This window comes from Apilactobacillus apinorum, assembly GCF_001281175.1.
GTDB classification, from domain to species: domain Bacteria; phylum Bacillota; class Bacilli; order Lactobacillales; family Lactobacillaceae; genus Apilactobacillus; species Apilactobacillus apinorum.
On sequence record NZ_KQ440396.1, the window covers coordinates 40,860 to 65,379 of the forward strand.

26 protein-coding genes and 1 other annotated feature are annotated in these 24,520 nt (G+C 32.8%); of the genes, 25 read left to right on the forward strand and 1 reads right to left on the reverse strand.

The features are described from left to right. The first annotated feature begins 52 nt into the window (after window positions 1–52). From murC to RZ74_RS03005, 24 genes are all read left to right on the forward strand, one after another. Entirely contained in the window at window positions 53–1,384 is a 1,332-nt protein-coding gene (murC, locus tag RZ74_RS02890) for a UDP-N-acetylmuramate--L-alanine ligase (protein WP_053949957.1), read from the forward strand. Window positions 1,385–1,461: 77 nt separating this feature from the next. After that, on the forward strand, window positions 1,462–2,157 hold the full coding sequence (locus RZ74_RS02895) for a Bax inhibitor-1/YccA family protein (protein ID WP_053949958.1): 696 nt from the start codon (window positions 1,462–1,464) through the stop codon (window positions 2,155–2,157). Between the two features lie 105 nt (window positions 2,158–2,262). After that, window positions 2,263–4,911 (forward strand): DNA polymerase I, encoded by a 2,649-nt coding sequence (gene polA / locus RZ74_RS02900; RefSeq protein ID WP_053949959.1) that lies wholly within the window; start codon window positions 2,263–2,265, stop codon window positions 4,909–4,911. Window positions 4,912–4,930: 19 nt separating this feature from the next. Next, window positions 4,931–5,764: a bifunctional DNA-formamidopyrimidine glycosylase/DNA-(apurinic or apyrimidinic site) lyase gene (mutM, locus tag RZ74_RS02905; protein ID WP_053949960.1), complete on the forward strand. Its 834-nt coding sequence runs from the start codon at window positions 4,931–4,933 to the stop codon at window positions 5,762–5,764. A 2-nt stretch (window positions 5,765–5,766) separates the two neighbouring features. Continuing rightward, window positions 5,767–6,351 (forward strand): dephospho-CoA kinase, encoded by a 585-nt coding sequence (coaE, locus tag RZ74_RS02910; RefSeq protein WP_053949961.1) that lies wholly within the window; start codon window positions 5,767–5,769, stop codon window positions 6,349–6,351. A gap of 17 nt (window positions 6,352–6,368) precedes the next feature. Further along, window positions 6,369–6,839 (forward strand): transcriptional regulator NrdR, encoded by a 471-nt coding sequence (gene nrdR, locus RZ74_RS02915; RefSeq protein ID WP_053949962.1) that lies wholly within the window; start codon window positions 6,369–6,371, stop codon window positions 6,837–6,839. Between the two features lie 12 nt (window positions 6,840–6,851). Continuing rightward, window positions 6,852–8,222, forward strand: coding sequence for a replication initiation and membrane attachment family protein (locus tag RZ74_RS02920; RefSeq protein ID WP_053949963.1), 1,371 nt, complete (start codon window positions 6,852–6,854; stop codon window positions 8,220–8,222). Window positions 8,223–8,224: 2 nt separating this feature from the next. Next, entirely contained in the window at window positions 8,225–9,157 is a 933-nt protein-coding gene (gene dnaI / locus RZ74_RS02925) for a primosomal protein DnaI (RefSeq protein ID WP_053949964.1), read from the forward strand. A 331-nt stretch (window positions 9,158–9,488) separates the two neighbouring features. Beyond that, window positions 9,489–11,432, forward strand: coding sequence for a threonine--tRNA ligase (gene thrS / locus RZ74_RS02930; protein WP_053949965.1), 1,944 nt, complete (start codon window positions 9,489–9,491; stop codon window positions 11,430–11,432). 46 nt (window positions 11,433–11,478) lie between these two features. Beyond that, window positions 11,479–11,617, forward strand: a sequence feature (ribosomal protein L20 leader region). 38 nt (window positions 11,618–11,655) lie between these two features. Next, the gene (infC, locus tag RZ74_RS02935; protein WP_053949966.1) at window positions 11,656–12,165 is read left to right on the forward strand and encodes a translation initiation factor IF-3; all 510 of its coding nucleotides are present in this window, start codon (window positions 11,656–11,658) and stop codon (window positions 12,163–12,165) included. 47 nt (window positions 12,166–12,212) lie between these two features. After that, window positions 12,213–12,401, forward strand: coding sequence for a 50S ribosomal protein L35 (gene rpmI, locus RZ74_RS02940; RefSeq protein WP_034531197.1), 189 nt, complete (start codon window positions 12,213–12,215; stop codon window positions 12,399–12,401). Window positions 12,402–12,443: 42 nt separating this feature from the next. Next, complete coding sequence (gene rplT, locus RZ74_RS02945; protein ID WP_034531196.1) at window positions 12,444–12,800, forward strand: 50S ribosomal protein L20; 357 nt, start codon at window positions 12,444–12,446, stop codon at window positions 12,798–12,800. Window positions 12,801–12,902: 102 nt separating this feature from the next. Next, complete coding sequence (locus RZ74_RS02950) at window positions 12,903–13,439, forward strand: YqeG family HAD IIIA-type phosphatase (protein WP_053949967.1); 537 nt, start codon at window positions 12,903–12,905, stop codon at window positions 13,437–13,439. Further along, entirely contained in the window at window positions 13,426–14,559 is a 1,134-nt protein-coding gene (gene yqeH, locus RZ74_RS02955; protein ID WP_053949968.1) for a ribosome biogenesis GTPase YqeH, read from the forward strand. The genes RZ74_RS02950 and yqeH overlap by 14 nt, the downstream gene beginning before the upstream one ends. Before the next feature lie 14 nt (window positions 14,560–14,573). Next, on the forward strand, window positions 14,574–14,885 hold the full coding sequence (yhbY, locus tag RZ74_RS02960; protein ID WP_053949969.1) for a ribosome assembly RNA-binding protein YhbY: 312 nt from the start codon (window positions 14,574–14,576) through the stop codon (window positions 14,883–14,885). A 14-nt stretch (window positions 14,886–14,899) separates the two neighbouring features. Then, window positions 14,900–15,517 (forward strand): nicotinate-nucleotide adenylyltransferase, encoded by a 618-nt coding sequence (locus RZ74_RS02965; RefSeq protein WP_053949970.1) that lies wholly within the window; start codon window positions 14,900–14,902, stop codon window positions 15,515–15,517. Continuing rightward, complete coding sequence (gene yqeK / locus RZ74_RS02970) at window positions 15,510–16,121, forward strand: bis(5'-nucleosyl)-tetraphosphatase (symmetrical) YqeK (RefSeq protein WP_053949971.1); 612 nt, start codon at window positions 15,510–15,512, stop codon at window positions 16,119–16,121. The genes RZ74_RS02965 and yqeK overlap by 8 nt, the downstream gene beginning before the upstream one ends. 14 nt (window positions 16,122–16,135) lie before the next feature. After that, on the forward strand, window positions 16,136–16,492 hold the full coding sequence (rsfS, locus tag RZ74_RS02975; RefSeq protein WP_053949972.1) for a ribosome silencing factor: 357 nt from the start codon (window positions 16,136–16,138) through the stop codon (window positions 16,490–16,492). A 1-nt stretch (window position 16,493) separates the two neighbouring features. Further along, the gene (locus RZ74_RS02980) at window positions 16,494–17,228 is read left to right on the forward strand and encodes a class I SAM-dependent DNA methyltransferase (protein WP_053949973.1); all 735 of its coding nucleotides are present in this window, start codon (window positions 16,494–16,496) and stop codon (window positions 17,226–17,228) included. 5 nt (window positions 17,229–17,233) lie between these two features. Then, window positions 17,234–18,361 (forward strand): nucleotidyltransferase, encoded by a 1,128-nt coding sequence (locus RZ74_RS02985; protein ID WP_053949974.1) that lies wholly within the window; start codon window positions 17,234–17,236, stop codon window positions 18,359–18,361. Between the two features lie 86 nt (window positions 18,362–18,447). Beyond that, a complete protein-coding gene (locus RZ74_RS02990) occupies window positions 18,448–19,002 on the forward strand; it encodes a YceD family protein (protein WP_053949975.1) in 555 nt (184 codons plus the stop codon). A gap of 61 nt (window positions 19,003–19,063) precedes the next feature. Further along, window positions 19,064–19,243 (forward strand): 50S ribosomal protein L32, encoded by a 180-nt coding sequence (rpmF, locus tag RZ74_RS02995; protein ID WP_053949976.1) that lies wholly within the window; start codon window positions 19,064–19,066, stop codon window positions 19,241–19,243. A gap of 258 nt (window positions 19,244–19,501) precedes the next feature. Then, window positions 19,502–20,188 (forward strand): response regulator transcription factor, encoded by a 687-nt coding sequence (locus RZ74_RS03000; RefSeq protein WP_053949977.1) that lies wholly within the window; start codon window positions 19,502–19,504, stop codon window positions 20,186–20,188. Continuing rightward, window positions 20,185–21,744, forward strand: coding sequence for a HAMP domain-containing sensor histidine kinase (locus RZ74_RS03005; protein WP_053949978.1), 1,560 nt, complete (start codon window positions 20,185–20,187; stop codon window positions 21,742–21,744). The genes RZ74_RS03000 and RZ74_RS03005 overlap by 4 nt, the downstream gene beginning before the upstream one ends. A 35-nt stretch (window positions 21,745–21,779) precedes the next feature. Here RZ74_RS03005 and plsY read toward each other — a convergent pair whose 3' ends face one another. After that, window positions 21,780–22,388 (reverse strand): glycerol-3-phosphate 1-O-acyltransferase PlsY, encoded by a 609-nt coding sequence (gene plsY, locus RZ74_RS03010; protein WP_053949979.1) that lies wholly within the window; start codon window positions 22,386–22,388, stop codon window positions 21,780–21,782. A gap of 150 nt (window positions 22,389–22,538) precedes the next feature. Here plsY and parE point away from each other — a divergent pair, with 150 nt between their 5' ends. After that, a complete protein-coding gene (gene parE, locus RZ74_RS03015; RefSeq protein WP_053949980.1) occupies window positions 22,539–24,509 on the forward strand; it encodes a DNA topoisomerase IV subunit B in 1,971 nt (656 codons plus the stop codon). Window positions 24,510–24,520: the final 11 nt, after the last annotated feature.

Sequence of the window (24,520 nt, forward strand, 5' to 3'; positions counted from 1 at the left end):
TTGATAAATCTGCTATGATAGATTTATTGAGAGATAAAAGGAGCATTTAAATATGGATGCAAAGAAGATATATCATTTTGTCGGCATTAAAGGTACTGGAATGGCGGCAATGGCAAGAATTCTAAAAGATAGAGGATATGAAGTACAAGGTTCTGACATTGATAAATATACTTTTACTCAAGTAGGACTAGAACAAGCGGGTATTAAGGTACTTCCTTTTAATGTTGATAATATTAAAGAAGGACTAACCGTAATTGCTGGAAATGCATTTACAGACGATCAACCAGAAATCAAAAAATCAAGAGAAATGGGTCTAGAAGTATTTAGATATCATGAATTTCTTGGAGAAATGATTAAGGGACATACCAGTATTGGTGTTTGTGGTGCGCATGGTAAAACTAGTACCACAGGATTACTAGCACACGTATTATCTGGAATCGCTCCTACTGATTATTTAATTGGTGATGGAACAGGTAAAGGGGTTCCTGAAGCAAGGTTCTTTGCTTATGAAGCAGATGAATATCGTCGTCACTTCCTAGCAACTAGTCCTGACTATGCAATCATGACTAATATTGACTTTGATCATCCTGATTACTATACAGGTATCGATGATGTTAAAAGTGCATTCCAATCATTTGCTAACCAAACAAAGAAAGGTATCTTTGCATGGGGTGATGATGAAAATCTAAGAGATATTAAAGCTGATGTTCCAATTTATTACTATGGAACCAGAGAAGATGATGATTTTAGAGCTGTTAACGTTGTTAAGAGTACTTCAGGATCAGAATTTGATGTTGAATACAAAGGTGAAAAAATTGGTCACTTCCAAATTCATTCATATGGTGAACATAATGTTTTGAATGCCTTAGCAGTTATCGCTGTTTCATATTTTGAACATGATAATTTGGCAGAAGTCCAAAATGAATTTGATACATTTAAAGGTGTTAAGAGACGTTTTGCGCAAAGAAAAGTTGCCGATATGACAATTATCGATGACTATGCACATCATCCATCAGAAATTGATGCAACGATTGATGCAGCAAGACAAGAATATCCAAATAAGAAAATCATCGCTGTCTTCCAACCACATACATTTAGTAGAACTATCGCTTACTTAGATGATTTTGCTACTAGTTTGAATAAGGCGGATGACGTATACATTACTAAGATTTACAGCTCACCTAGAGAAAAATCTGGAAATGTTTCTAGTGCTGATTTAGCTGCGAAGATTACTAAGAATGGTGGATTAATTGAAGCAGACAATATGTCACCATTGCTGGAATATCATGATGCAGTTGTTGTCTTCATGGGTGCTGGAGATATTCAAAATTATGAACGTATTTATGAAAATCTTTTAAATGATGTTACAAATAATATGAATTAAATTCTTGTAGTTTTTATTTAATCTGTTAAAATGTTTCTAACCTATTAAAGGATTTTTTAGGAGGATTATAAAAAATTATGAATAACTATGATCAATCAGAACGTAGATTAGTTAATGACGCATTCGGAATGAATAGATTTTTAACTAAGACTTACGGATGGATGACCCTTTCAGTTTTAATTTCAGGCCTTGTTGCTTACCTAATGGGTGGAATGTACCATGTTACATTTAACGCCGGTGCTTCAATCGTAGGTCTTATTCTCTGGATGGTATTAGCGTTCACAACACAAAATCTTGCATTGCGTAATGCTTTTGCAGGGTTCATTTCATTGATTGTTTTCTCTGCTTTAACAGGTGGATTGTTCTCATACATTTTTATGGCATACAGTTCAACTGCAATTGCAGAAGCCTTCCTAACAACAACAATTGATTTCGCTGTTATGGCATTAATTGGGGTTACTACAAAGAAGAGCTTGGATAAAGTTGGTACTCAAGCAATGGCAGCATTATTTGCGCTAATTATTGTAAGTATCATCAACATTTTCCTAGGCAACCCTCTATTTGATTTATTTATTTCATTTATTGCGGTTATTATTTTTACAGCCTTTACTGCATATGACAGTCAAAAGATTAAACAATCATTTAACGAATATGGTTCAGAAGTTTCTGAAAATGGTTTAGCAATAAGTGGGGCAATGATTCTATACATGGACTTCATTAACTTATTTATTCACTTACTAAGTATTTTTGGATTCGCAAATAACGATAGATAGTAAAAAAAGATGGTGTTTCTACAACACCATCTTTTTTATTTTTTATATAATAATAGTATATGTACATGTTAAAATTAAATTATCGAAAACGATAAGGAGAATTATATGTCTGAGAAAAGATTATTATTGATCGATGGAAACAGTATAACCTATAAAGCGTTTTTCGCTTTAATTAACCAGGTTAACAGTTTCGTTAATAACGAAGGTATACATACTAATGCAGTTTTTGGTTTTAACAATATGTTAAATATCATGCTAGATAAATTTAAACCAACAAATGTTTTGGTTGCTTTTGATGCTGGTAAAACTACATTTAGAACAGAAATGTATGCTGATTATAAATCTGGACGAGATAAGACTCCGGATGAATTAAGAGAACAATTTGACTATGTAAAAGAACTACTTAAAAACCGTGGAATTAAATATTATCAATTAGATAACTACGAAGCCGATGATATTATTGGAACCTTATCCAAGGAAGCAGATCAGCTAGGATTTGAAACAACTATTGTAACTGGTGATAATGATTTAACCCAATTATGTTCAGATAAAACAACTGTATCCATTTCAAATCGTGGAGTTTCTGGAGTTGTAAGATACGACACTGATTATGTTAAAGAAACAATGGGAATTACACCTGAACAAATTATTGATTGGAAAGCGCTAAAGGGTGATTCTTCTGATAATTATTCTGGTGTAACTGGAGTCGGTGATAAGACAGCATTAAAATTAGTTACTCAATTTGGTAGTGTTGAAAATCTTTATGAACATTTAGATGAAGTTAGTGGTAAAAAGTTATTAGAACACTTAACTGAAGATAAAGAAAATGCTTTTTTAGCTAAAAAATTAGCTACTATCAACCGTAATGCACCGATTGAAATTACAGTAGATGATACTGTTTATGACGGCGATCATATTAAAGAATTAATCAATTTCTATCGTGAAATGAACTTTAGAAAGTTTTTAAGCGAAATGAGCGCTGATCAAGTTGAAACAATGGATAAAGTTGATTTTGTTGAATTAAATTCTGATAATGTAAATGACATTGATGTTAAAGATGGGTCAAATGTAAGTTTTTATCTTGGAATGGATGGAGATAATTATCACACTGCTGATTATATCGGTTTCGCATTGAAAATTGACGAAACTAACTACATTTCCAGAAACATCGAATTATTGATGGATGATAATCTAAAAGCTTTACTTGAAAGCAATAAGATTAGTAAAAATGTATTTGATGGTAAGCGAACATATGTCGGATTAAACAGACTAGGCATCAAATTAAATAATGTCGACTTCGACTTGCTTTTGGCATCTTATTTACTAGATACTAACGATAATAGTTATGATTTAGGAAAAGTAGCAAATCGTCATGATTATTTTGATGTTCAATCTGATGAGGACGTATATGGAAAAGGTGCTAAGAGAGCAATTCCTGATGATGATATTTTGTTTGATCATTTCGCTAGAAAAGTTAATGCTATTAACAGTCTAAAAGATAAGCTATTTGATGAATTAAAAGAAAATAATCAAGTAGATTTATATAGGGATGTTGAACTACCTTTATCATTCGTATTGGCTAGAATGGAAATTGCTGGAGTCGTTATTAATAAAGATATTTTAATTTCCATGAAATCTAAAATCTCTGAAAAATTGTTAGAAATCAAACAATCAATTTACAATGATGCTGGTGAAGAATTCAATATTGCTTCTCCTAAACAATTAGGAGAAATCCTATTCGACAAGATGCAATTACCAGTAGTAAAGAAAACTAAAACGGGTTATTCTACTGCTGTAGGTGTTTTAGAACAATTGGCACCAGATTATCCAATCGTAGAAAAAGTATTGGAATATCGTAAATACTCTAAAATCCTATCCACTTATGTAGAAGGATTATTGTCAGATATTCACGTTGATAATAAAGTCCATACAAGATACTTGCAAACACTTACACAAACAGGTAGATTATCTTCTGTTGATCCTAACTTACAAAACATTCCAGTTAGAACAGAAGAAGGACGTAAGATTAGACAAGCATTTATCCCTAGTGAAAGTAATTGGCAAATTTTTTCATCAGATTATTCTCAAATTGAGCTACGTGTATTGGCTTCCATTTCTGGTGATAAGAATATGCAAGACGAATTCATTCACAATGATGATATCCATGCTTCAACTGCTAGAAGAATATTTGGTTTGTCAGATAATAGTGAAGTTACACCAGAGTATAGAAGACAAGCTAAGGCAGTTAACTTCGGAATTGTGTATGGAATTTCGGACTTTGGATTATCTAAAAACACTGGAATTAGTAGAAATGATGCTAAAGAATTCATTGAAAAATATTTTGCTGAATATCCAGGAGTTAAGAAATACATGGAAGATAGTGTCAACAGTGCTAGAGAAAAAGGATATGTTGAAACTATCTTACATCGTCGAAGATATCTTCCAGATATCAATGCAAAGAATTTTAATTTAAGATCATTTGCAGAAAGAACTGCTATGAATTCACCAATTCAAGGTAGCGCTGCTGATATTATTAAAATTGCGATGATTAAAATGGAACAAGAACTAGAAAAACGTAATTTAAAAGCTAAGATGTTACTTCAAGTTCATGATGAATTGATTTTTGAAGCACCTAGCGAAGAAATTGAAATTTTAGAAGAGTTGGTTCCTAAAGTAATGGATTCTGCTGTGAAATTAAATGTCCCATTGAACGTAAAAAGTCATTATGGGAATAGTTGGTACAGCTTGAAATAATTTAAGTGAGGTTAGAAAGATGCCTGAATTACCTGAAGTTGAAACTGTGAGAAGAGGACTTACCCAATTAGTAGAGGGTGCGAAAGTTAATACTATTGATGTTTTATATCCAAAGATGATTAATGTTTCTGAAAAGGAATTTAAAGAAGTACTACAAAAACATCAAATTATTAGAATTGATCGTCGTGGTAAATATCTATTATTTAGATTTGATAATGATATGACACTTGTTTCTCATTTGAGAATGGAAGGAAAGTATGACGTTGAACCAGACGGAACTGAGCCAACTAAACATACTCATATTATTTTCCATTTAGATGATAATCGTGAACTAAGATATAAGGACAGTCGAAAATTTGGTCGTATGTATCTAGTCAAAAATGGGGATGAAAAGACATTATCCGGATTAGGTACTATTGGACCTGAACCAACTGATGAAACCTTAACTTTTGATTACATGAAATCTATCATGAATAAAGCTAGAGGAAAAATTAAACCATTCCTATTAAATCAAAGTAATATTGCCGGATTAGGTAATATTTACTGTGATGAAGTTCTTTGGTTAACATCAATTCATCCAGAAACACAAACTAACTTAATAACTGATGAAGAAATTGAAGCATTAAGAAAGAATATTATTGCTGAAATTAAAATGGCTATTAAGGGTCATGGAACTACTGTGCATTCATATTCCAATGCTTTTGGAGAAGCTGGACAGTTCCAAAATCATTTGCATGTTTATGGACGTAAGGGAGAACCTTGTGAAAGATGTGATACACTATTGGAAAAGATAAAAGTTGCTCAAAGAGGAACAACTTACTGTCCAAATTGCCAAAGAAAAGTGGTTGAATAAATATGACTAGAGTAATTGGATTAACTGGTGGGATTGCGACAGGTAAATCCACTGTTTCTCAATGCTTATTAGGTTGCGGATATCAAATTATTGATGCTGATTTAATTACTCACCATGTCCAATCAAAAGGCAGCGAAGGGCTAAAAGCTATTGCTGCCTTTTTTGGTCCAGATATCTTATTATCAAATGGTGAACTAGATCGAAAAAAATTAGCTGAAATTGTTTTTTCAGATAAGGAACAACTAGTCGAATTAACAAGAATTATTGATCCATTTATCCGTGATGAAATATATAGTGAAATTAGTTCGTCAAAAGAAGCAATCGTAATTTTAGATGCACCCACTTTATTTGAAAATGGATATCATTTCATATGTGACAGAATAATCACTGTTTCATGTGATCAAGACAAACAAATAGAGAGATTAATGAGTAGAGATAAATTAACCGAAGAAGAAGCGTTAAATAGAATTAATAGTCAATGGCCATTAAATATCAAAGAACAATTGTCTAATGATGTTATTGATAGTAACGGTAGTATTATGCAAACGCGCTCTCAAGTGGTAAAATTATTTAATAATATAGATTAACTGAGGTGAACGATATTATGCAATGTCCTCATTGTCATAAAAACTCTTCCAGAGTTGTTGATAGTCGACCAGCTGAAAACGGACAAGTAATTAGACGTCGACGTGAATGTGAAAATTGTAATTACAGATATACAACATTTGAAAGAATCGAACAAACACCATTATTAGTAATCAAAAACAATGGTAATCGTGAAGAATTTAATCATGAAAAAATTTTACGTGGAATAATTAGATCTGCTGAAAAACGTCCCGTATCAATGGATGCAATGACATCTATTGCTGATAAAGTAGAAAATAAAATTAGATCATTGGGTGAAAATGAAGTATCTAGTCAATTAATTGGTGAATATGTAATGAAAGAACTAGTTAATGTTGATGATATCGCCTACATTAGATTTGCTAGTGTTTATCGTCAATTTAAGGATATGACAGTTTTCTATAATGAATTAAAAGAAGTGCTAGATAAAGATCATAAAAATGAAAAGTAATGGGGAATATGTATGACTGAAAAGTGGTTAGAAATTAATCCGCAATCTAAATTCATACTAACTAACGACTCACAATTATCTGATACGCAAAGAGAATCATTAGATGTCTTGTATCAACCAATTGTGGGTTCTTTGGCATACACCTTAATTAATGTTTTATGGAGAATGAGCCAAGAGAAAGAAGCGACAAAAGAACATAATCATGTCGAATTACTAACTTATTTAAACTCTGATATTAAATCAATCGTAGAAGCTAGAACCAAATTGGAAGCAGTTGGATTAATAAAAACATTTTTGAAAAGACAAAATGACAGACAAAGTTTTGTATATCAATTAGTTAGCCCGTTAGAAGCTACCAAATTCTTCATGGATGATTTGTTGAGTGTTTCGCTATTGCAAATTATCGGTGAGTACAGATACCTGGATATTTTTGAACAGTTAAAAACAGAAACTGTAAGTTTAGAAGGCTACGAAGATATTTCTCAGAACTTTCTTCAAGTTTTTAATATTAAAGATAGTGAAATTAAAGATACTCCGGACGTTATTAAAAATATCAAGAGTGATTTATCTTCAAATGTTGGTAGTGATGAGGTTATTGATTTACCAAAGAGTAATGATTTTGACTTTAACTTGTTATTAGATATTTTGAGCCAATCATTTGTTAATATTACTGACGTAAAGAAGAATATTAATTTAATTAACACCGAACATGAATTGTTTGGCATTGATGAAATCACGACAGCTAGATTAATTGAACAATCTACCAATGTTGCTAATAACGTGTTTGATCCTAAGAAATTTAAGGTCATTGTTTCAAGACAATTCCAGAATAATTCTGCGGGTAGAAATCAAACAACAAGCAAATCTGATAATAGCAAACAAGCTTCCAATGTTAATCTAAACGAAATGGAAAGTAAGCTTGTCAAATCAATGCGCCAATATTCACCAATGGAATTTTTAAATTCATTAAAACGTGCTAAGGGTGGTTATGTTCATAGCAACGAGGAAAGAATCATAAGTAGTGTTGTTGAAAGACAAATTCTTAGCTCTGAAGTGATTAACATGATTACTTATCACATCTTAATTGATTTGGGTAATTCAGGACTTAATAGAAACCTATTCGAAGCGATTGCTGATGATTGGTCACAAAACAAAATTAAGAGTGCTGAACAAGCGCTACAATTTATAAAAGACCGCAATAAGAGTAATGCTACGCCTAAGTCGAATAAGAGATATCAACGTAAAAACGTTGTAAAAGAAACATTACCTGACTGGGCAAAAGAAGATAATAAACCCAAGGATTATGGTAAAGTTAATGCAGATAAGAAAAAAGAATTACAAGAAAGAATTAAGCAAATGCAAAACAATAGAAATGAGGGTTAATAATGAGAAACTTAAGTGAAGAAATGAATAAGAAAATCAATGAACCTAAGTATCGTCAAAAATATGACCAATTAGTTTCTTTGGCTTTGCAAGATGATGAAGTAAAATCATTTTTGGATGATAATGAAGATAAATTAGCAGAAAATGCGGTTAGAAAATCAATTTCTAAACTTTATGAATTTGTTCAACAAAAAAATAAGGTTAAGAACAATGAACCAACTAATGTTCCTGGATACACACCTATCTTAGTGGTTTCTAAGGGATTAATTGATATATCATATGTTCCTACTAAAGAAAAAATCGAAAGCATGAAACAAAACAAGATTTTGAAGCGAATTCATGCAGTTTCAATGCCTAAAAACATCAAAAATGTTAGTCTAAGTCAATTTGATTTGGATGAAAATGACTATCGTTTAGATTCGATGGCTAAGGTAACTGATTTTATTAATGAATATAGTAATGATCCTAAGGGATGGCACCAAGGAATGTACTTATATGGAGAATTTGGTGTTGGAAAAACATTCTTAATGGCTGCAATGGCAAATGAACTAGCTAAAAACGGTACAGAGGTTACCTTAGTACATTTTCCAAGTTTTGCTGTTGAAATGAAGAGTGCAATTTCCAATAACATGGTATCCGACAAACTAGATACTATTAAGAAAACACCAGTATTAATCTTGGATGATATTGGTGCTGATTCAATGTCATCATGGGTTAGGGATGATATCTTAGGAGTTATTCTTGAATATCGTATGCAAAATGCGCTTAGCACATTCTTTACTTCAAACTTCTCAATGGATCAATTCGAAAAAGAACATCTTGCTGTAAATAACAAGGGTGAAGAAGAACCATTGAAGGCAAAGAGAATTATGCAAAGAGTTCGTTTCTTATCAAAAGAAGTATCTTTGTTTGGAAAAAATAGAAGACCTCAATAGAAAATAGTAATTTATTCTTGACAATTGTGGTCACAATATTGATAATAAAGACAGTTAATAAAAGACATGATTTTAATAATTAACATTCAGGGAGGAAGCACATTTGCTGGAAGTGTTTCTATGATTATTATTAAAGTTACCACTTTTATTCATTAGGCAGAGGAAAATTCTGACACGGGTTGTTTCGTTATCAACTTTTATGAGGCTCGTATATTGATGTATATGAGTAGAATTCGGGTGGAACCACGTTTATTTTGACGTCCCTAGTATCTTAGGATACTGGGGGCGTTTTTTGTTTTCATTCGAAAATTAGACAAGGGAGTGCATAATTATGGCAAAAATTTCATTTGAGTTTCCTGATGGAAGCATTAAAGAATTTGATCAAGGTGTAAATACAGAAGATATCGCTAAATCAATTTCAATTAGTTTAGCTAAAAAATCTGTAGCAGGTAAAATCGACGGAGAAATGGTTGATATTGATTTACCTTTAGAAAAAGGTGGAAAAATTGAAATCGTTACAAAAGATTCTGAAGATGGTTTGAAGGTATTACGTCAAACTGCTGCTCAATTATTAAAAGCTGCCTTAGCAGATCAATTTAATAACATTCAATTTGGTGAAAGTACTGCAAATGACGATGGCTTCTTTGTTGATACAGATAAACGCGATAGCCAAGTTAGTGCTGATGAATTACCACTAGCAGAAGAACGTATTAATAAGATGGTAAAAGACGACGTTAAAATTGAAAGAAAAGTATTATCACTAGATGATGCACTAAAACAAGTTGATGGAGATCCATACCAAGCTAAGTTAGTTAACGAAATGGCTAAAGATGGTGAAGTTGTATTCTACCAAATCGGTGATTACCTAGGTTTAGGTGAAGGGGTTGTATTACCTTCAGCTAAAGCAGTTAAAGAATACAAACTTCTTTCAGTTGCTGGTGCATACTGGGAAGGTAAATCTTCTAACCCAATGTTACAAAGAATTTTTGCAACGGCATTCTTTAAGAAAGCTGATTTAGAAGAAGACCTAAACAGACGTCAAGAAGCCAAAGAAAGAGATCACAGAGTTATTGGTAACAAACTAGACCTATTCTTTGTTGATCCTAAAGTTGGTGCTGGTTTAGCTTACTGGATGCCAAACGGTGCTACTATCAGACGTGTTGTTGAAAGATACATTATCGATAAAGAATTAGCTAATGGATACCAACATGTTATTACACCAGTGCTAATGAACTTAGATGCATACAAAACTTCAGGTCACTGGCAACACTACCGTGAAGACATGTTCCCACCAATGGACATGGGTGATGGTGAAGAACTTGAATTAAGACCAATGAACTGTCCAAGTCATATTCAAATCTTCAAACACCACATTCGATCATACCGTGAACTACCAATGAGAATTGCTGAATTAGGAATGATGCACAGATATGAAAAATCTGGTGCTTTATCAGGACTACAACGTGTTCGTGAAATGACATTGAATGATGGTCACACTTTCTTAACTCTAGAACAAATTCAAGATGAATTTAAGAAGGTTTTAGGTTTAATGGTTGAAGTATACAAAGACTTCGATATTAAGAACTACCACTTCAGACTAAGTTACAGAGATCCTAAGAATACTGAAAAGTACTTTGATGATGAAGAAATGTGGAACAGATCACAATCAATGCTTAAAGGTGCTATGGATGATTTAGGATTAGATTATGTTGAAGCAGAAGGTGAAGCCGCATTCTACGGTCCAAAGCTTGATGTTCAAACATACACTGCAATGGGTAATGAAGAAACACTATCAACTATTCAATTAGATTTCATGTTGCCTGAAAGATTTGGTTTAAGCTATGTTGGTGAAGATGGTCAAGAACACCGTCCAGTTATGATGCACCGTGGATTAGTTTCAACTATGGAAAGATTTATTGCTTACCTAATTGAAGTATACAAGGGTGCATTCCCAACTTGGTTAGCTCCAAAACAAGTAAAAGTAATTCCTGTTAGCATGGAAAAATACGGTGACTACGCTAAAGAAGTTAATGATAAGTTAGCATCTCTAGGTATCCGTACTAGTGTTGATGACAGAAATGAAAAAATGGGTTACTTAATCCGTGATGCTCAAACCAACAAGATTCCATACACAATCGTTGTTGGTGAAAATGAAAAGAATGCTAATGAAGTATCAGTTCGTAAATATGGTGAACAAGATACTGTAAACATGAGCATTGATGATTTCGTAAAAGAAATTCAAGCAGACATTAATAACTACTCAAGAGAAAAATAATTAAATGTTGTTGACAAGTATCATATATCTTGATACTATATAAATAACGAAAAAGCAGAAGCATCCCGCTTCTCGCCTGAGTTATCGTTTAAAGATGGCTAGGCATGATATCGGTTTAACCCTTAAAATGTTTTTAAGGGACCAAAAGCGGGTACTCAATTGTGGGCTCCCGCTTTTTTCTGCTTTTTAATAAACTTGGAGGTGAATTACCATAGCAAACGATATGATGGTTAATGATGGAATTCGAGCTCGTGAACTTCGTTTAATCGGTGCAAACGGTGATCAATTAGGAGTTAAGACAAAAGATGAAGCAATGCAAATTGCTGAAGCTGCTGGTCTTGACTTAGTAGTTGTTGCTCCTAAGGCTAAGCCAATGGTAGCAAAAGTACTTGATTACGGAAAATACCGTTTTGAACAACAAAAGAAAGCTCGTCTATCTCGTAAGAAGCAAAAAGTAGTTAGTGTTAAGGAAATTAGATTGAGTCCAACTATCGATACTAATGATTTCAATACCAAACTAAAAAGAGCTAAGACCTTCATCGAAAAAGGTGAAAAAGTTAGGGTTTCAATTCGCTTTAAGGGACGTGCCATCACACATAAGGAAATTGGTCGTGATGTTTTAAACAGAATGGCAGATTCTACATCAGATGTTGCTAGCGTTACTCAACGAGCAAAGATGGATGGAAGAAGTATGTTCCTAATGCTCGCACCTAAATCAAGCGATAAAAATTAGATAGTATTTTATAATACTTAAAGTTAAATTAAGGGAGGATTTTTTCAATGCCAAAGACTAAATCAAATCGTGCAATTGCAAAGCGTTTCAAGAAGACTGCCAAAGGTGGTTTAAAGAGTGCTAACGCATTTACAAGTCACCGTTTCCACGGTAAGACTAAGAAGCAACGTCGTAACCTACGTGGTACAAGCATGGTAAACGATACATTAGCAAGCAAATACACAAAGATGTTTTAATTAAAACTTTTAAGTAAGACATACAATTAGGAGGATTTAAATATGCCAAGAGTTAAGGGTGGAACAGTTACTCACGCACGTCGTAAGCGTGTTTTAAAAGAAGCTAAAGGTTACCGTGAAGGTAAGCACAGTCTATTCAAGACTGCTAAAGATCAAGTTATGAAGTCACGTGAATATGCATTCCGTGATCGTAGAGCAAACAAGGGTAACTTCAGAAGATTATGGATTGCTCGTATCAATGCTGCTGCTCGTATGAACGGTCTAAGTTACAGTAAATTAATGCACGGTTTGAAACTTTCAAACATTGAAATGAACCGTAAGATGTTAGCTGACTTAGCTGTTAACGACGAAAAAGCTTTTGCTTCATTAGCTGAAACTGCAAAGAAAGCTATTAAATAATTTATAAAAACTTTCACCACTTAAGGTAAGTAGGTGGGAGTTTTTTTCTTATATGGGACACAAGTATTGTGCCCATAATACATAAATTTGAGGAGTGTTATGATGATAACTAAATTTAAACCAACTTGGATGATTCCAGTTATATACAGTATTTCACCATCTAAATTGCAGGATATGGGCATTAAAGCTGTTTTTAGTGATTTAGATAATACATTGATTCCATGGAATAATCCAGATGGTACTCCTCAACTAAGAGATTGGATTGATCAATTGAAAAAATATAATATCGAATTGATTGTAATCTCTAATAATAAACATAATAGAGTAAAGAGAGCTTTAGAAAGTTTAAAGCTCAACTTCATCTCTAGAGCTTGCAAACCACTACCTAGAGGTATTAAGCAGGCTTTAAAGAAATATAATTTAGATTCAAAACAGGTTATTATGGTTGGCGATCAATTGTTAACTGATGTCTGGGCTTCAAATAATGCGAATGTAAGAAGTGTTTTGGTAAAACCATTAATTGAATCTGATGCGTGGAACACCAAACCTAATCGTATGATTGAATCAGTAATATGGAAAAAGTTAAGAAAGAAGTTCAGTGATTTAGACTGGCAGGAGGATATTAATGACAGAAATTAATCAAATACAAGATGAAGAACTAAGATGTATAGGATGTGGAGCTGTAATTCAAACAGACGATCCACAAGGCTTAGGATTTACACCTAATTCTGCTCTTGAAAAAGGTAAAGAAACTGGTGAAATTTATTGTCAACGTTGCTTTAGATTAAGACACTATAATGAAATTTCACCTGTTAGTTTAACTGATGATGATTTCTTAAGACTGTTAAATCAAATTCGTGATGCGGATGCATTAATAGTTTACTTAGTTGATGTATTTGATTTTAATGGTAGTTTAATTCCTGGATTACACAGATTCGTTGGTGACAATCCAATTATGTTAGTTGGTAACAAAGCTGATTTACTTCCAAATTCGCTTAAGAGAACTAAATTAAAAGACTGGCTACGTCAAAGAGCTAATGAAGCCGGAATTAGACCGATTGATGTTGAATTAGTATCAGCTAAGACAAATGAATCTGTTGATGATTTATTGGATAACATTAATAAGTTAAGAGAAGATAGAGACGTGTATGTTGTAGGTGTTACTAACGTTGGTAAGTCAACTTTAATTAACCAAATCATCCGTCAAAATACTGGAATTAAGGAATTGATTACAACTTCAAGATTCCCAGGTACTACTTTGGATAAAATAACAATTGATTTAGAAGATGGTCATGAGTTAGTTGATACACCAGGTATTATTCATAAGGAACAAATGGCGCATTACTTAAATGGTAAGGACTTAAAAATCGTTCAACCACAAAAGCCAATTAAGCCTAAGGTATATCAACTGAATCCAGCACAAACACTATTCTTTGGTGGTGTTGCTAGATTTGATTACGTCCAAGGTGATAAAAAACACGGATTTACAGTTTATGTTGAAAACACCTTATTGATTCACCGTACCAAGTTAGAAAATGCTGATGCGTTTTATGAAAAACATTTTGGTGAACTATTAACACCACCTAGTCCAGAATCAATTGAAGATTTTCCTGAACTAGTTAGATTTGAATTTAAAACTAATCAAAAGTCTGATTTAGTTTTTGAAGGATTAGGTTGGATTACTGTTCCAGCTGATGTTGTAGTTGCTGGATGGGCACCAAAAGGTGTAGCAGTATTAATTAGAAAAGCAATGATTTAAAGAGGAGTAATAATTTGAAACTTAGAGGAAAACAAAAAAGATATTTAAGATCTCAAGCTAATAGAATGAAACCACTTTTCTCAATCGGAAAAAATGGTTTAAATGAAACATGGTTGGAACAAGTTATTGATGCTCTTCACAGAAGAGAATTAATTAAAGTTAACATCCAACAAAACTCTGACTTAGAAGTTGAGGATGTTCAAGAATACATTGAAAGCAACAGTAATATTAATGTTGTCCAAACCATTGGAAAGACATTACTTCTATTCTTGCCTGCAAGTAAAGAAAAATTCCAAATTTATTCTGTCGAAGTTAGAAATATGTAGAGGTGTTTTTAACCATGCGTGATCAAAAAGTGCAAACAGTAACTCAAGTGAACGTATCAAATCATAAAAGAAAAATTGGTATTATTGGGGGAACCTTTAATCCTATTCATAATGGTCATTTGTTTATTGCCGAACAAGTACGTAGTCAATTAGGTTTAGAAAAAGTGTATTTCATGCCCGATTTCATTCCGCCACACGTTGATCATAAAGAGGCAATTGATGCTACTGATAGAACAAACATGGTTAATGTTGCTATAAATGACAATGATGATTTCGATATTGAAATGATTGAAATCATTAATCAAACAACCAGTTACACATATAACACTATGATAGAATTAAATAGGATACATCCCGATTATGAATATTACTTTATAATTGGTGGTGACATGGTTGAATACTTACCTAAATGGTATAAAGTAGATGAGCTTTTTAAATTAACTCATTTTGTTGGTGTCAGAAGAGAAAACTATCCAATGACTACTAAATATCCAGTAATTTGGGTAGATGTACCTAAGTTAGATATTTCTTCAACTATGGTCCGTAAATTAGTTAAGAACCGTCAATCAATTCGTTACTTGGTTCCGGATGCAGTCGCTAAATATATAAAGGAGCATAATTTATATGAATGATATTGATTTAACATACACAGGTAAATATATTCCATTATCAAGAGAAGAATTAATCCAAAAACTTGATGATGCATTAACTCAATCTAGATTCGAACATGTTTTACGTGTTGAACAAATGGCAATTGAGTTAGCTAAGCGAAATGTAGAAGATATTGAAAAAGCTAGTGTTGCCGGATTATGTCATGATTATGCTAAACAAAGACCAGATGATGACTTTTTAGAGGTTATCAAAAAATATCATTTGGATGATTTACTATTGCATTATGGAAATGCCATCTGGCATGGAGAAGTAGGATACCTCTTAGTTCAAGATGAATTGGGAGTAACCGATATCGATATTCTTAATTCAATTAAGCACCATACAACAGGTGCTAAGTATATGTCTAAACTAGAACAAATCGTTTACATGGCCGATTATATTGAAATGGGAAGAGATTTTCCCGGAGTAGAAGATGCCAGAAAGATAACATTTAACGATTTAGCTGATGGTGTTGCTTATCAAACTAAACACACATTAGAATTTTTAATCAGTGAAAATAAACCAGTTTATCCTAAAACAATTGATACGTACAATGCGTGGGTAAACGGATCAAATATCAAATAATAAGGAGTTCAATAATGAACAGTAAAGAAAAATTAGAAGTACTTGTAAAAGCTGGAGACAGTAAAAGAGCACATAACATCGTAGCATTAGATGTACATGAAGTTAGTTTAATGGCAGATTACTTTGTAATCATGGATGCAGCTTCAAATAGACAAGTAAAATCAATCTCAGAAGAAATTGCTGATAAAGCAGAAGAAGCTGGAATTAACGTGAAAGCTGTTGAAGGAAAAGATACAGCTAAATGGATCTTGTTGGATATGGGTGATGTTATTGTTCACGTATTCCAAGAAGATGAACGTGAATACTACAACCTAGAAAAATTATGGTCTGATGCAGACTACGTTGATATCGACAGTTGGGTAAACGACTAATATGATTTATCAAAAGTTTGCTAAATTCTATGATGAGTTATTTGATGAAACAATGTATGATAAATGGTTATCATATGTTAAAGATAACGTAACTAAAGATGAATCTATCATGGATATGGCATGTGGTACAGGTAGACTATTATCATTCTTATCTGACGAAGGATATCAAGTTAGTGGAATGGATTTATCCGACGATATGCTTACATTAGCTGATGAAAGACTTAGAGATAAAGAAAATAAGGTTGAATTAATTCAAGGTGATATGACTGACTTATCTGACTTGCCTAATTTCAACGTTATTACGTGTTTTGACGATTCATTATGCTATTTACCAGATTTAGAAACATTACAAACTACATTTGAAAATGTTTTAAATCATTTAAGTGACAATGGAACATTTTTATTTGACGTGATTACACCATATCAAACCGATGTTGTGTATCCTGGTTATATGTATAACTATCATGATGATGAAAATGCTTTTCAATGGCAATCATACATTGGTGAATTTGATCATTCAGTTGAACATGATTTAGTATTTTTCACATACAATGAAGATATTGATGCCTATGACCAGTTTAGTGAAACTCATTTCGAAAGAACGTATGAGTTACAAACATATTTAGATCTATTGAAAAAAGTTGGCTTTAGTTCAATTGAGGTATCTGCTAATTTTGGTCACGATGAGATTAGTGAAGATACAACTAGATGGTTCTTTAAATGTAAGAAGGGATAGTTACTATGAAGGCAGTCGGAATAATAGCTGAATATAATCCATTTCATAATGGTCATAAATATCAGATTCAACAAGCTAAACAAACGACTGGTGCTGATATAGTAATTATCGTCATGTCTGGTAACTGGGTTCAAAGAGGACAACCAGCGATAATTGACAAATGGCAAAGAGCTGAAATTGCTTTGAATAATGGTGCTGATATAGTTATTGAATTGCCGGTTCAAGCGGCGGTTCAAGCAGCAGATATATTTGCTAAAAAAGCCGTAGAAATTTTATCTAAATTCCACTGCGAATGGTTAGCATTTGGTAGTGAACATCCAGAATTAGACTTTGAAGAACTAGCTAAAAAAGACTTAAGTAACTCCAATTTCATAAATAATGACTACAAAAAGTCTTACGCTAGTTTAATTAGAGAAGCCATTGGTGGGATAACTGGTAAGGATATTAGTGATCCTAATGATGTGTTAGCTTTAAATTACGCAATTGCTAATAATAAGATGGAACACCATATGAAGTTAGTACCAATTTTACGTAATGGTTCAAATCATCATGATAAGGATTTAAACCACGATATAAAAATTGCAAGCGCTTCTTCAATTAGGGATGCTATTGAAACAAATCGAATTGATGAAACTACTGATTTCCTACCAACTGGATATGATAAAACAGTATTTAATCAAATATGCTCATGGAATGATTTTTGGCCATTACTAAAGTATAAGGTTACAACCAGTTCAATTGATGAGCTGGAAAATATTTATCAAATGAATGAGGGCCTTGAATATCGATTTAAGAAATTTATTTATCAAGCAAATACTTTTGATGAGTTTATTTCTTTAATTAAATCGAAAAGATATACCTATTCACGTCTTAGAAGATTATGTGTATACACATTATTAAATTGGAAAAAAGATGATGATTTAGGCAGCCAATATGCCCGTATATTAGCTTTTAATAAATTTGGTAATGGTTATTTAAATCATATAAAAAAAGATATAAAATTACCTATTATTACTAAAATTGATAAGCATTTATCCGAAAATGAACTAAAATTTGATGTAAATGCTGGTAAAATTTACGAAAGTATTAATAATAGAAAACAAGATGTAGGGAAACACCCAATTATTTATTAATAAAAGGGATGGTATCAAGGAAATGACCTTGACAAACTAACGTCTTAATATGTATAATAAACGCTGTTGCATTAGGAGGAATAGACATGAAATGGTTCGTAAAAGAACTTTCCGAATACAAGAATCAACCACTATCAACTAGTGAAGACATTAATTTATCAGATGATATCATGAGTAGATATAGCAAGTATGTTATTTCTGCAGATGATGATATTCATGTTGAAGCACATGTCTTTTATGAAAAAGGTGATGTGATTGTTAACGCTCATGTAACAGGAAAGGTAGTTGTACCATCTTCTCGTTCTTTAAAGCCGGTTGATTTACCATTAAACTTCACAATTGATGAAGTTTATGTAGATACACAAGCTAGACTTAAAGAGCGTGAAAGAGAAGATGATGTTGCTTTTCTAGTAGATGATGATGGCTTAATTGATTTTGATCAATCTGTAGCCGATAACATCATTCTACAAATTCCAATGCACATTTTGTCTCCGGATGAAATTGAAAGTAATGAAATGCCTGAAGGTAATGACTGGGCGGTAATTTCAGAAGATGATTTCGCTGAACAAGAGGCAAATGATAAAAAAGTAGATCCACGTCTTGCTAAGTTAGAGAATTTCTTTAACGATAGTGATAACTAGTTGCAAGACTTAAAAATTTTTTCACTAGTGGATATTTTATAATAAAAAGGGGGTTTTTGCATTGGCTGTACCAGCAAGAAGAACTTCAAAAGCTAAGAAGGGTATGCGTCGTGGTCACATTAAGTTGGCTAACCCAAGTTTGAGTGCTTGCCCAAACTGTGGAGAATTACGTAAACCTCACATTGTATGTCCTAGTTGTGGATACTATGATGGAAAACAAGTTGTTAATGAAAACAACTAATTAAATAAAAGCTATCAGAACACCATGGGTTCTGATAGCTTTTTTATTTTAAATATAAAATTATTTATTTATTATTAGTTTTATATTAAACTATAATCAATTAAACAAATCGATTTTTTATTTTATCCGACAATAGAGTCATTTTGGTGAGTTTTTAATAATAATATTCGGATTATGCTCTTCTATTATGAGAAAAATTGTGATAAAATATACAAAGTAAGTTAAGATTTTCTAAAATAAATGGAGAGGTGTACTTAAATGAGCCGAATTTTAATAATTGAAGACGAAAAAAGCTTAGCTAGATTTGTAGAGTTAGAATTAAAGCATGAAGGTTATGATACTGAAGTAGCTTTAGACGGTCGTGAAGGGCTAGAAGAAGCTCTTAATAACGATTATGACGTTATTCTTTTAGACTTAATGTTACCTAAGTTAAACGGTATGGAAGTTGCTAGAAGACTTCGTGAAAAGAAAACTACTCCTATCATTATGATGACTGCCAGAGATTCTGTTATTGACCGTGTTTCTGGTTTTGATCACGGTGCTGACGACTACATTGTTAAGCCATTTGCTATTGAAGAATTATTAGCACGTGTTAGAGCTTTACTTCGTCGTATTGATATCGAAGGTGACGAAAGCGCTGAAGACCAAAAAGTAGTTTACTTTAAGGATATTACAGTAGAAAAGGAAAGTCGCATTGTTAAACGTGGCGATGACATCATTGATTTAACTAAACGTGAATATGAACTACTATTAACATTAATGGAAAACGTTAATGTTGTATTAGCTAGAGATGTTTTATTAACTAAGGTATGGGGTTACGATTCAAGTGCAGAAACAAACGTTGTTGATGTTTACGTTCGTTACCTAAGAAACAAAATTGATAGACCAGATCAAAAGAGCTATATCCAAACTGTTAGAGGAACCGGTTACGTGATGAGATCATGATACCCCTCAATGATGATAAAGTATCAAAGACAGTAAGTAGTAATCGAAGATGGTTTTCTCTAAAGTGGAAATGGTCAATTGGTTCAGCAATTATAATTTTTGTTATCCTATCAATTTTTTCTTTTTTAATCTATAATCGATTTTCTGATGTTCTTTTGCATCAAGAAAACGCACGTACAGTTGAATCAGATGTAACAATCTCTAGTAGATTAAGTCATGTTAATCAACCTTTAGATTTCGAAAAAGTTAATGACGTTTTAAGTCCTAACAATAATTTAAAGGATGCTAATCCTAATAATGGAATGGCAATGAATGTATATTCTGATTCTATTTACACTAATTTATTCAGTAAAGATATCGTTGTTAGTGTATACAATAATCAATCAGAACCAATCTTTTCATCAAAGAAGTCACCAAAAAAGATTTATAAATTTCAGCCTGTAGAATCAAGAAAATCTGTAATCACAAAAAGTGATGGTAAAACGGTTTTAGTTTTAGATTCACCAATTTATTCATCTGATAAGATGCATTCACTAATTGGGTATTTAAGAGTGGTTGATTCCATGTCAGATTACAATTTATATATCAATAAATTAGCTGGAATTTTGTTTGTTATTCTTATAATTGGTATCTTCTTCTCAGCTGCATTGTCATACTTTTTATCATCGTATATGCTTCGACCAATTCGCATTATTTCTAACACAATTCATAGTGTTAAGGAATCTCCAGAAACGGATAGTCGTGTGCCTAAGTTAACTCAAAATGATGAGCTAACCGATTTAGGTGATTTATTCAATGATATGATTGACACTATGCAAAGATACATTGATCAACAACAACAATTCGTTGAAGATGTGTCACATGAACTAAGAACCCCAGTTGCCGTAATTCAAGGACATTTAGATATGCTTTCTAGATGGGGGAAAGACGATCCAGAAGTTTTGGATGAATCAATCAAATCATCTATTTATGAAATTAATAGAATGAAGAGTTTAGTTCAAGAAATGTTAGATTTATCAAGAGCTGAACAAGTCGAAATAAACTATGGTAATAAGACTACTGACGTACAAGACGTTGTTCATCAACAATACAATGATTTTAAGATGATCCATCCAGATTATGAGTTTATCTTAGATGATGATATTGATGAAGAAACAATTGTACAAATCTATCGAAATCATTTAGAACAAATCTTAATTATCCTATTGGATAACGCGGTTAAGTATTCTAAACAACGAAAAGAAATTCATATTTCTCTTTCTAGAAAGTATCGTTACGTAGATATTGCCGTTCAAGATTTTGGTGAAGGATTAAGTCAAGAAAGTATCAATAAGATATTTAATCGTTTCTACCGTGTAGATAAGGCTAGAAGCCGTAATCAAGGTGGAAATGGACTTGGATTATCAATCGCTAAACGTTTAGTAGAAGCATATAATGGGCAAATTAATGTTGAAAGTTCTGCAGGATATGGATCAATATTTACGATTTCATTCCCAATATTATCAAAAGATAAAGTAGAACATTTGAAACGATTAGATGCTAAAAACACAAAATAAAAAAGAGCTGTCATTGACAGCTCTTTTTATTTTGTCTATTTATTACGACGTTTATACACAAGACCAAAAGGAACTAAGTTTTCATTTCCATTTTTAATTCTTGTAATGTTGCTGCGATGTCTTACAAAGATAAAGACAGTTAAGATAATTCCGATTAACCCTAACCAATAGTCACCATCCATTAATATTAAGATGGTAATAAGTGGGAATGAAATCATGCTAGCAAGACTCACCATACTTGTTAAGTAAGTAAAAATAATTTCAAAAGCGAATGCACATAAGAATAAAATAGGGTGAATTGCTAATAACATCCCTGCACTTGTTGCAACAGCTTTACCACCTTTAAAGTGAGCAAAAACTGAGAAAGTATGACCTAACACGGCAAATAAACCGAATATAATAGGTGATACGTGTGAAATATTAAAGAATGCTGGAAGTAATGTAGCGATTGTTCCTTTTAGAATATCTAGAATCATTACAACTGCTCCGGCAGTCTTTCCTAATTCTCTAAATGTATTTGTGGTTCCCATATTTCCAGAACCTAATTTAGTGATATCTTTATTGAAAAATAACTTTCCAACCCAGATTCCACTAGGAAGTGCCCCTAATAAGTAAGCCACTATTAATAATATTATAAGTTTCAAAAAACGTTCCTCCCCAAAAATAACTATCTATTAATTTTACCATTTTTACTAATTTAGACAACCTGGTATCATAATTCCTAAATTAAAGCCCTTTCAAAACGTTTTTAAATAATGTAATATATTATATTGTATGAAAGGGAGTGCGTAATGATGGCTAATAAGTCAGAAAACTATAATGATGACTCCATTCAAGTCCTTAAAGGATTGGAAGCAGTTAGAAAACGTCCTGGTATGTACATCGGGTCTACCGATAGTAAGGGATTACATCATTTGGTATACGAAATTGTGGATAATGCGGTCGATGAAGCATTAGCCGGTTATGGTGACGAAATTAACGTTACTATACATAATGATAATAGTATTACAGTGGTGGATCACGGACGTGGAATGCCTGTAGGAATGCATTCATCTGGTAAACCCACTCCAGAAGTAATCCTAACTGTATTACATGCTGGTGGTAAGTTTACAGAAAATGGTGGATACAAGACCTCTGGTGGTTTGCACGGGGTAGGTTCCAGTGTTGTTAATGCACTTTCAAACAGTTTAAGTGTAACTATTGTTAGAGATGGTTACAAATATGAAGAAGATTTCGAAAATGGTGGTCAACCAATTGGCACTCTTAAGAAAATAGGTAAAACAAATGAACATAGTGGAACTACTGTCACTTTCAAGCCTGATAGTAGTATTTTTACAACCACTATTTATAACTACGATATTTTAAGACAACGTTTAAGAGAATCAGCATTCTTATTGAACGGAATTAAAATTACTTTAACTGACGAACGAGTGGGACAAGAACGTAGCGAAGAATTCCATTTTAAAGATGGAATTAAAGAGTTTGTTCAATACTTGAACGAAGACAAGCATACTCTTGGTAACATCATGTATTTTGATGGATCAAAAGATGGTGTTGAAGTTGAAGTAGCTGCTCAATATAATGACGGTTATACAGAAAATACACTTTCATTCGTTAATAACGTTAGAACTAAAGATGGTGGAACACATGAATCTGGATTTAGAAGTGCTTGGACTAAGTCATTTAATGATTTCGCTCGTAGAGTAAAGCTATTAAAGGATAAAGAAAAGAACTTAGATGGAACTGATGTTAGAGAAGGTCTATCTGCAGTGATTTCAATTAAAGTTCCTGAAGAAATGCTACAATTCGAAGGTCAAACTAAAGAAAAACTAGGTAGTCCAGAAGTTCGTTCTATTGTTGATAATATTGTTTCTGAACAATTAGGTTACTTCCTATTAGAAAACAATGATTTCGCTCAAGAATTAGTTCATAAGTCATTAAGAGCGCGTAAGGCTAGAGAAGCTGCACGTAAAGCTCGTGATGAAAGTCGTAATGGTAAGAAGAAACACAAGAAGGAAAGATTACTATCTGGTAAATTAACACCAGCGCAATCTAAAGATGTTTCTAAAAATGAACTATTCCTAGTCGAAGGGGATTCTGCGGGTGGTTCTGCAAAGCAAGGACGAGACCGTAAGCATCAAGCAATTTTGCCATTACGTGGTAAAGTTTTAAATACTGAAAGAGCAAAACTAGATGATATCTTGAAGAACGAAGAAATAAGTACCATGATTTATACAATTGGTGCTGGTGTTGGTGCTGACTTTAATATTGAAGACGCCAACTATGATAAAGTCATTATCATGACCGATGCCGATGATGATGGTGCCCATATTCAAATTCTGTTATTAACATTCTTCTACAAGTACATGCGTCCAATGGTTGAACAAGGTAGAGTGTACATTGCACTTCCACCTTTATATAAGATTCAACAAAAGTCTGGTAAGAAGAACCAAGTTGATTATGCTTGGACTAACGACGAATTAACCGACAAGTTAAAAGCGTTTGGCCAACATCCTGCTTTACAAAGATTTAAAGGGCTTGGTGAAATGAACGCTGATCAATTATGGGAAACTACTATGGACCCAGATAACAGAACTTTAATTCAAGTTCAAATTGATGATGCTGCACTTGCTGAAAAGCGTGTAACTACTCTTATGGGTGATAAGGTTGAACCAAGACGTGAATGGATCGAAGAAAACGTTAAATTCACACTAGAAGAAGACGGCAGTATTCTAGATACAGCTAAAGAAACAGAAATTGAATAGATAGGAGGAAA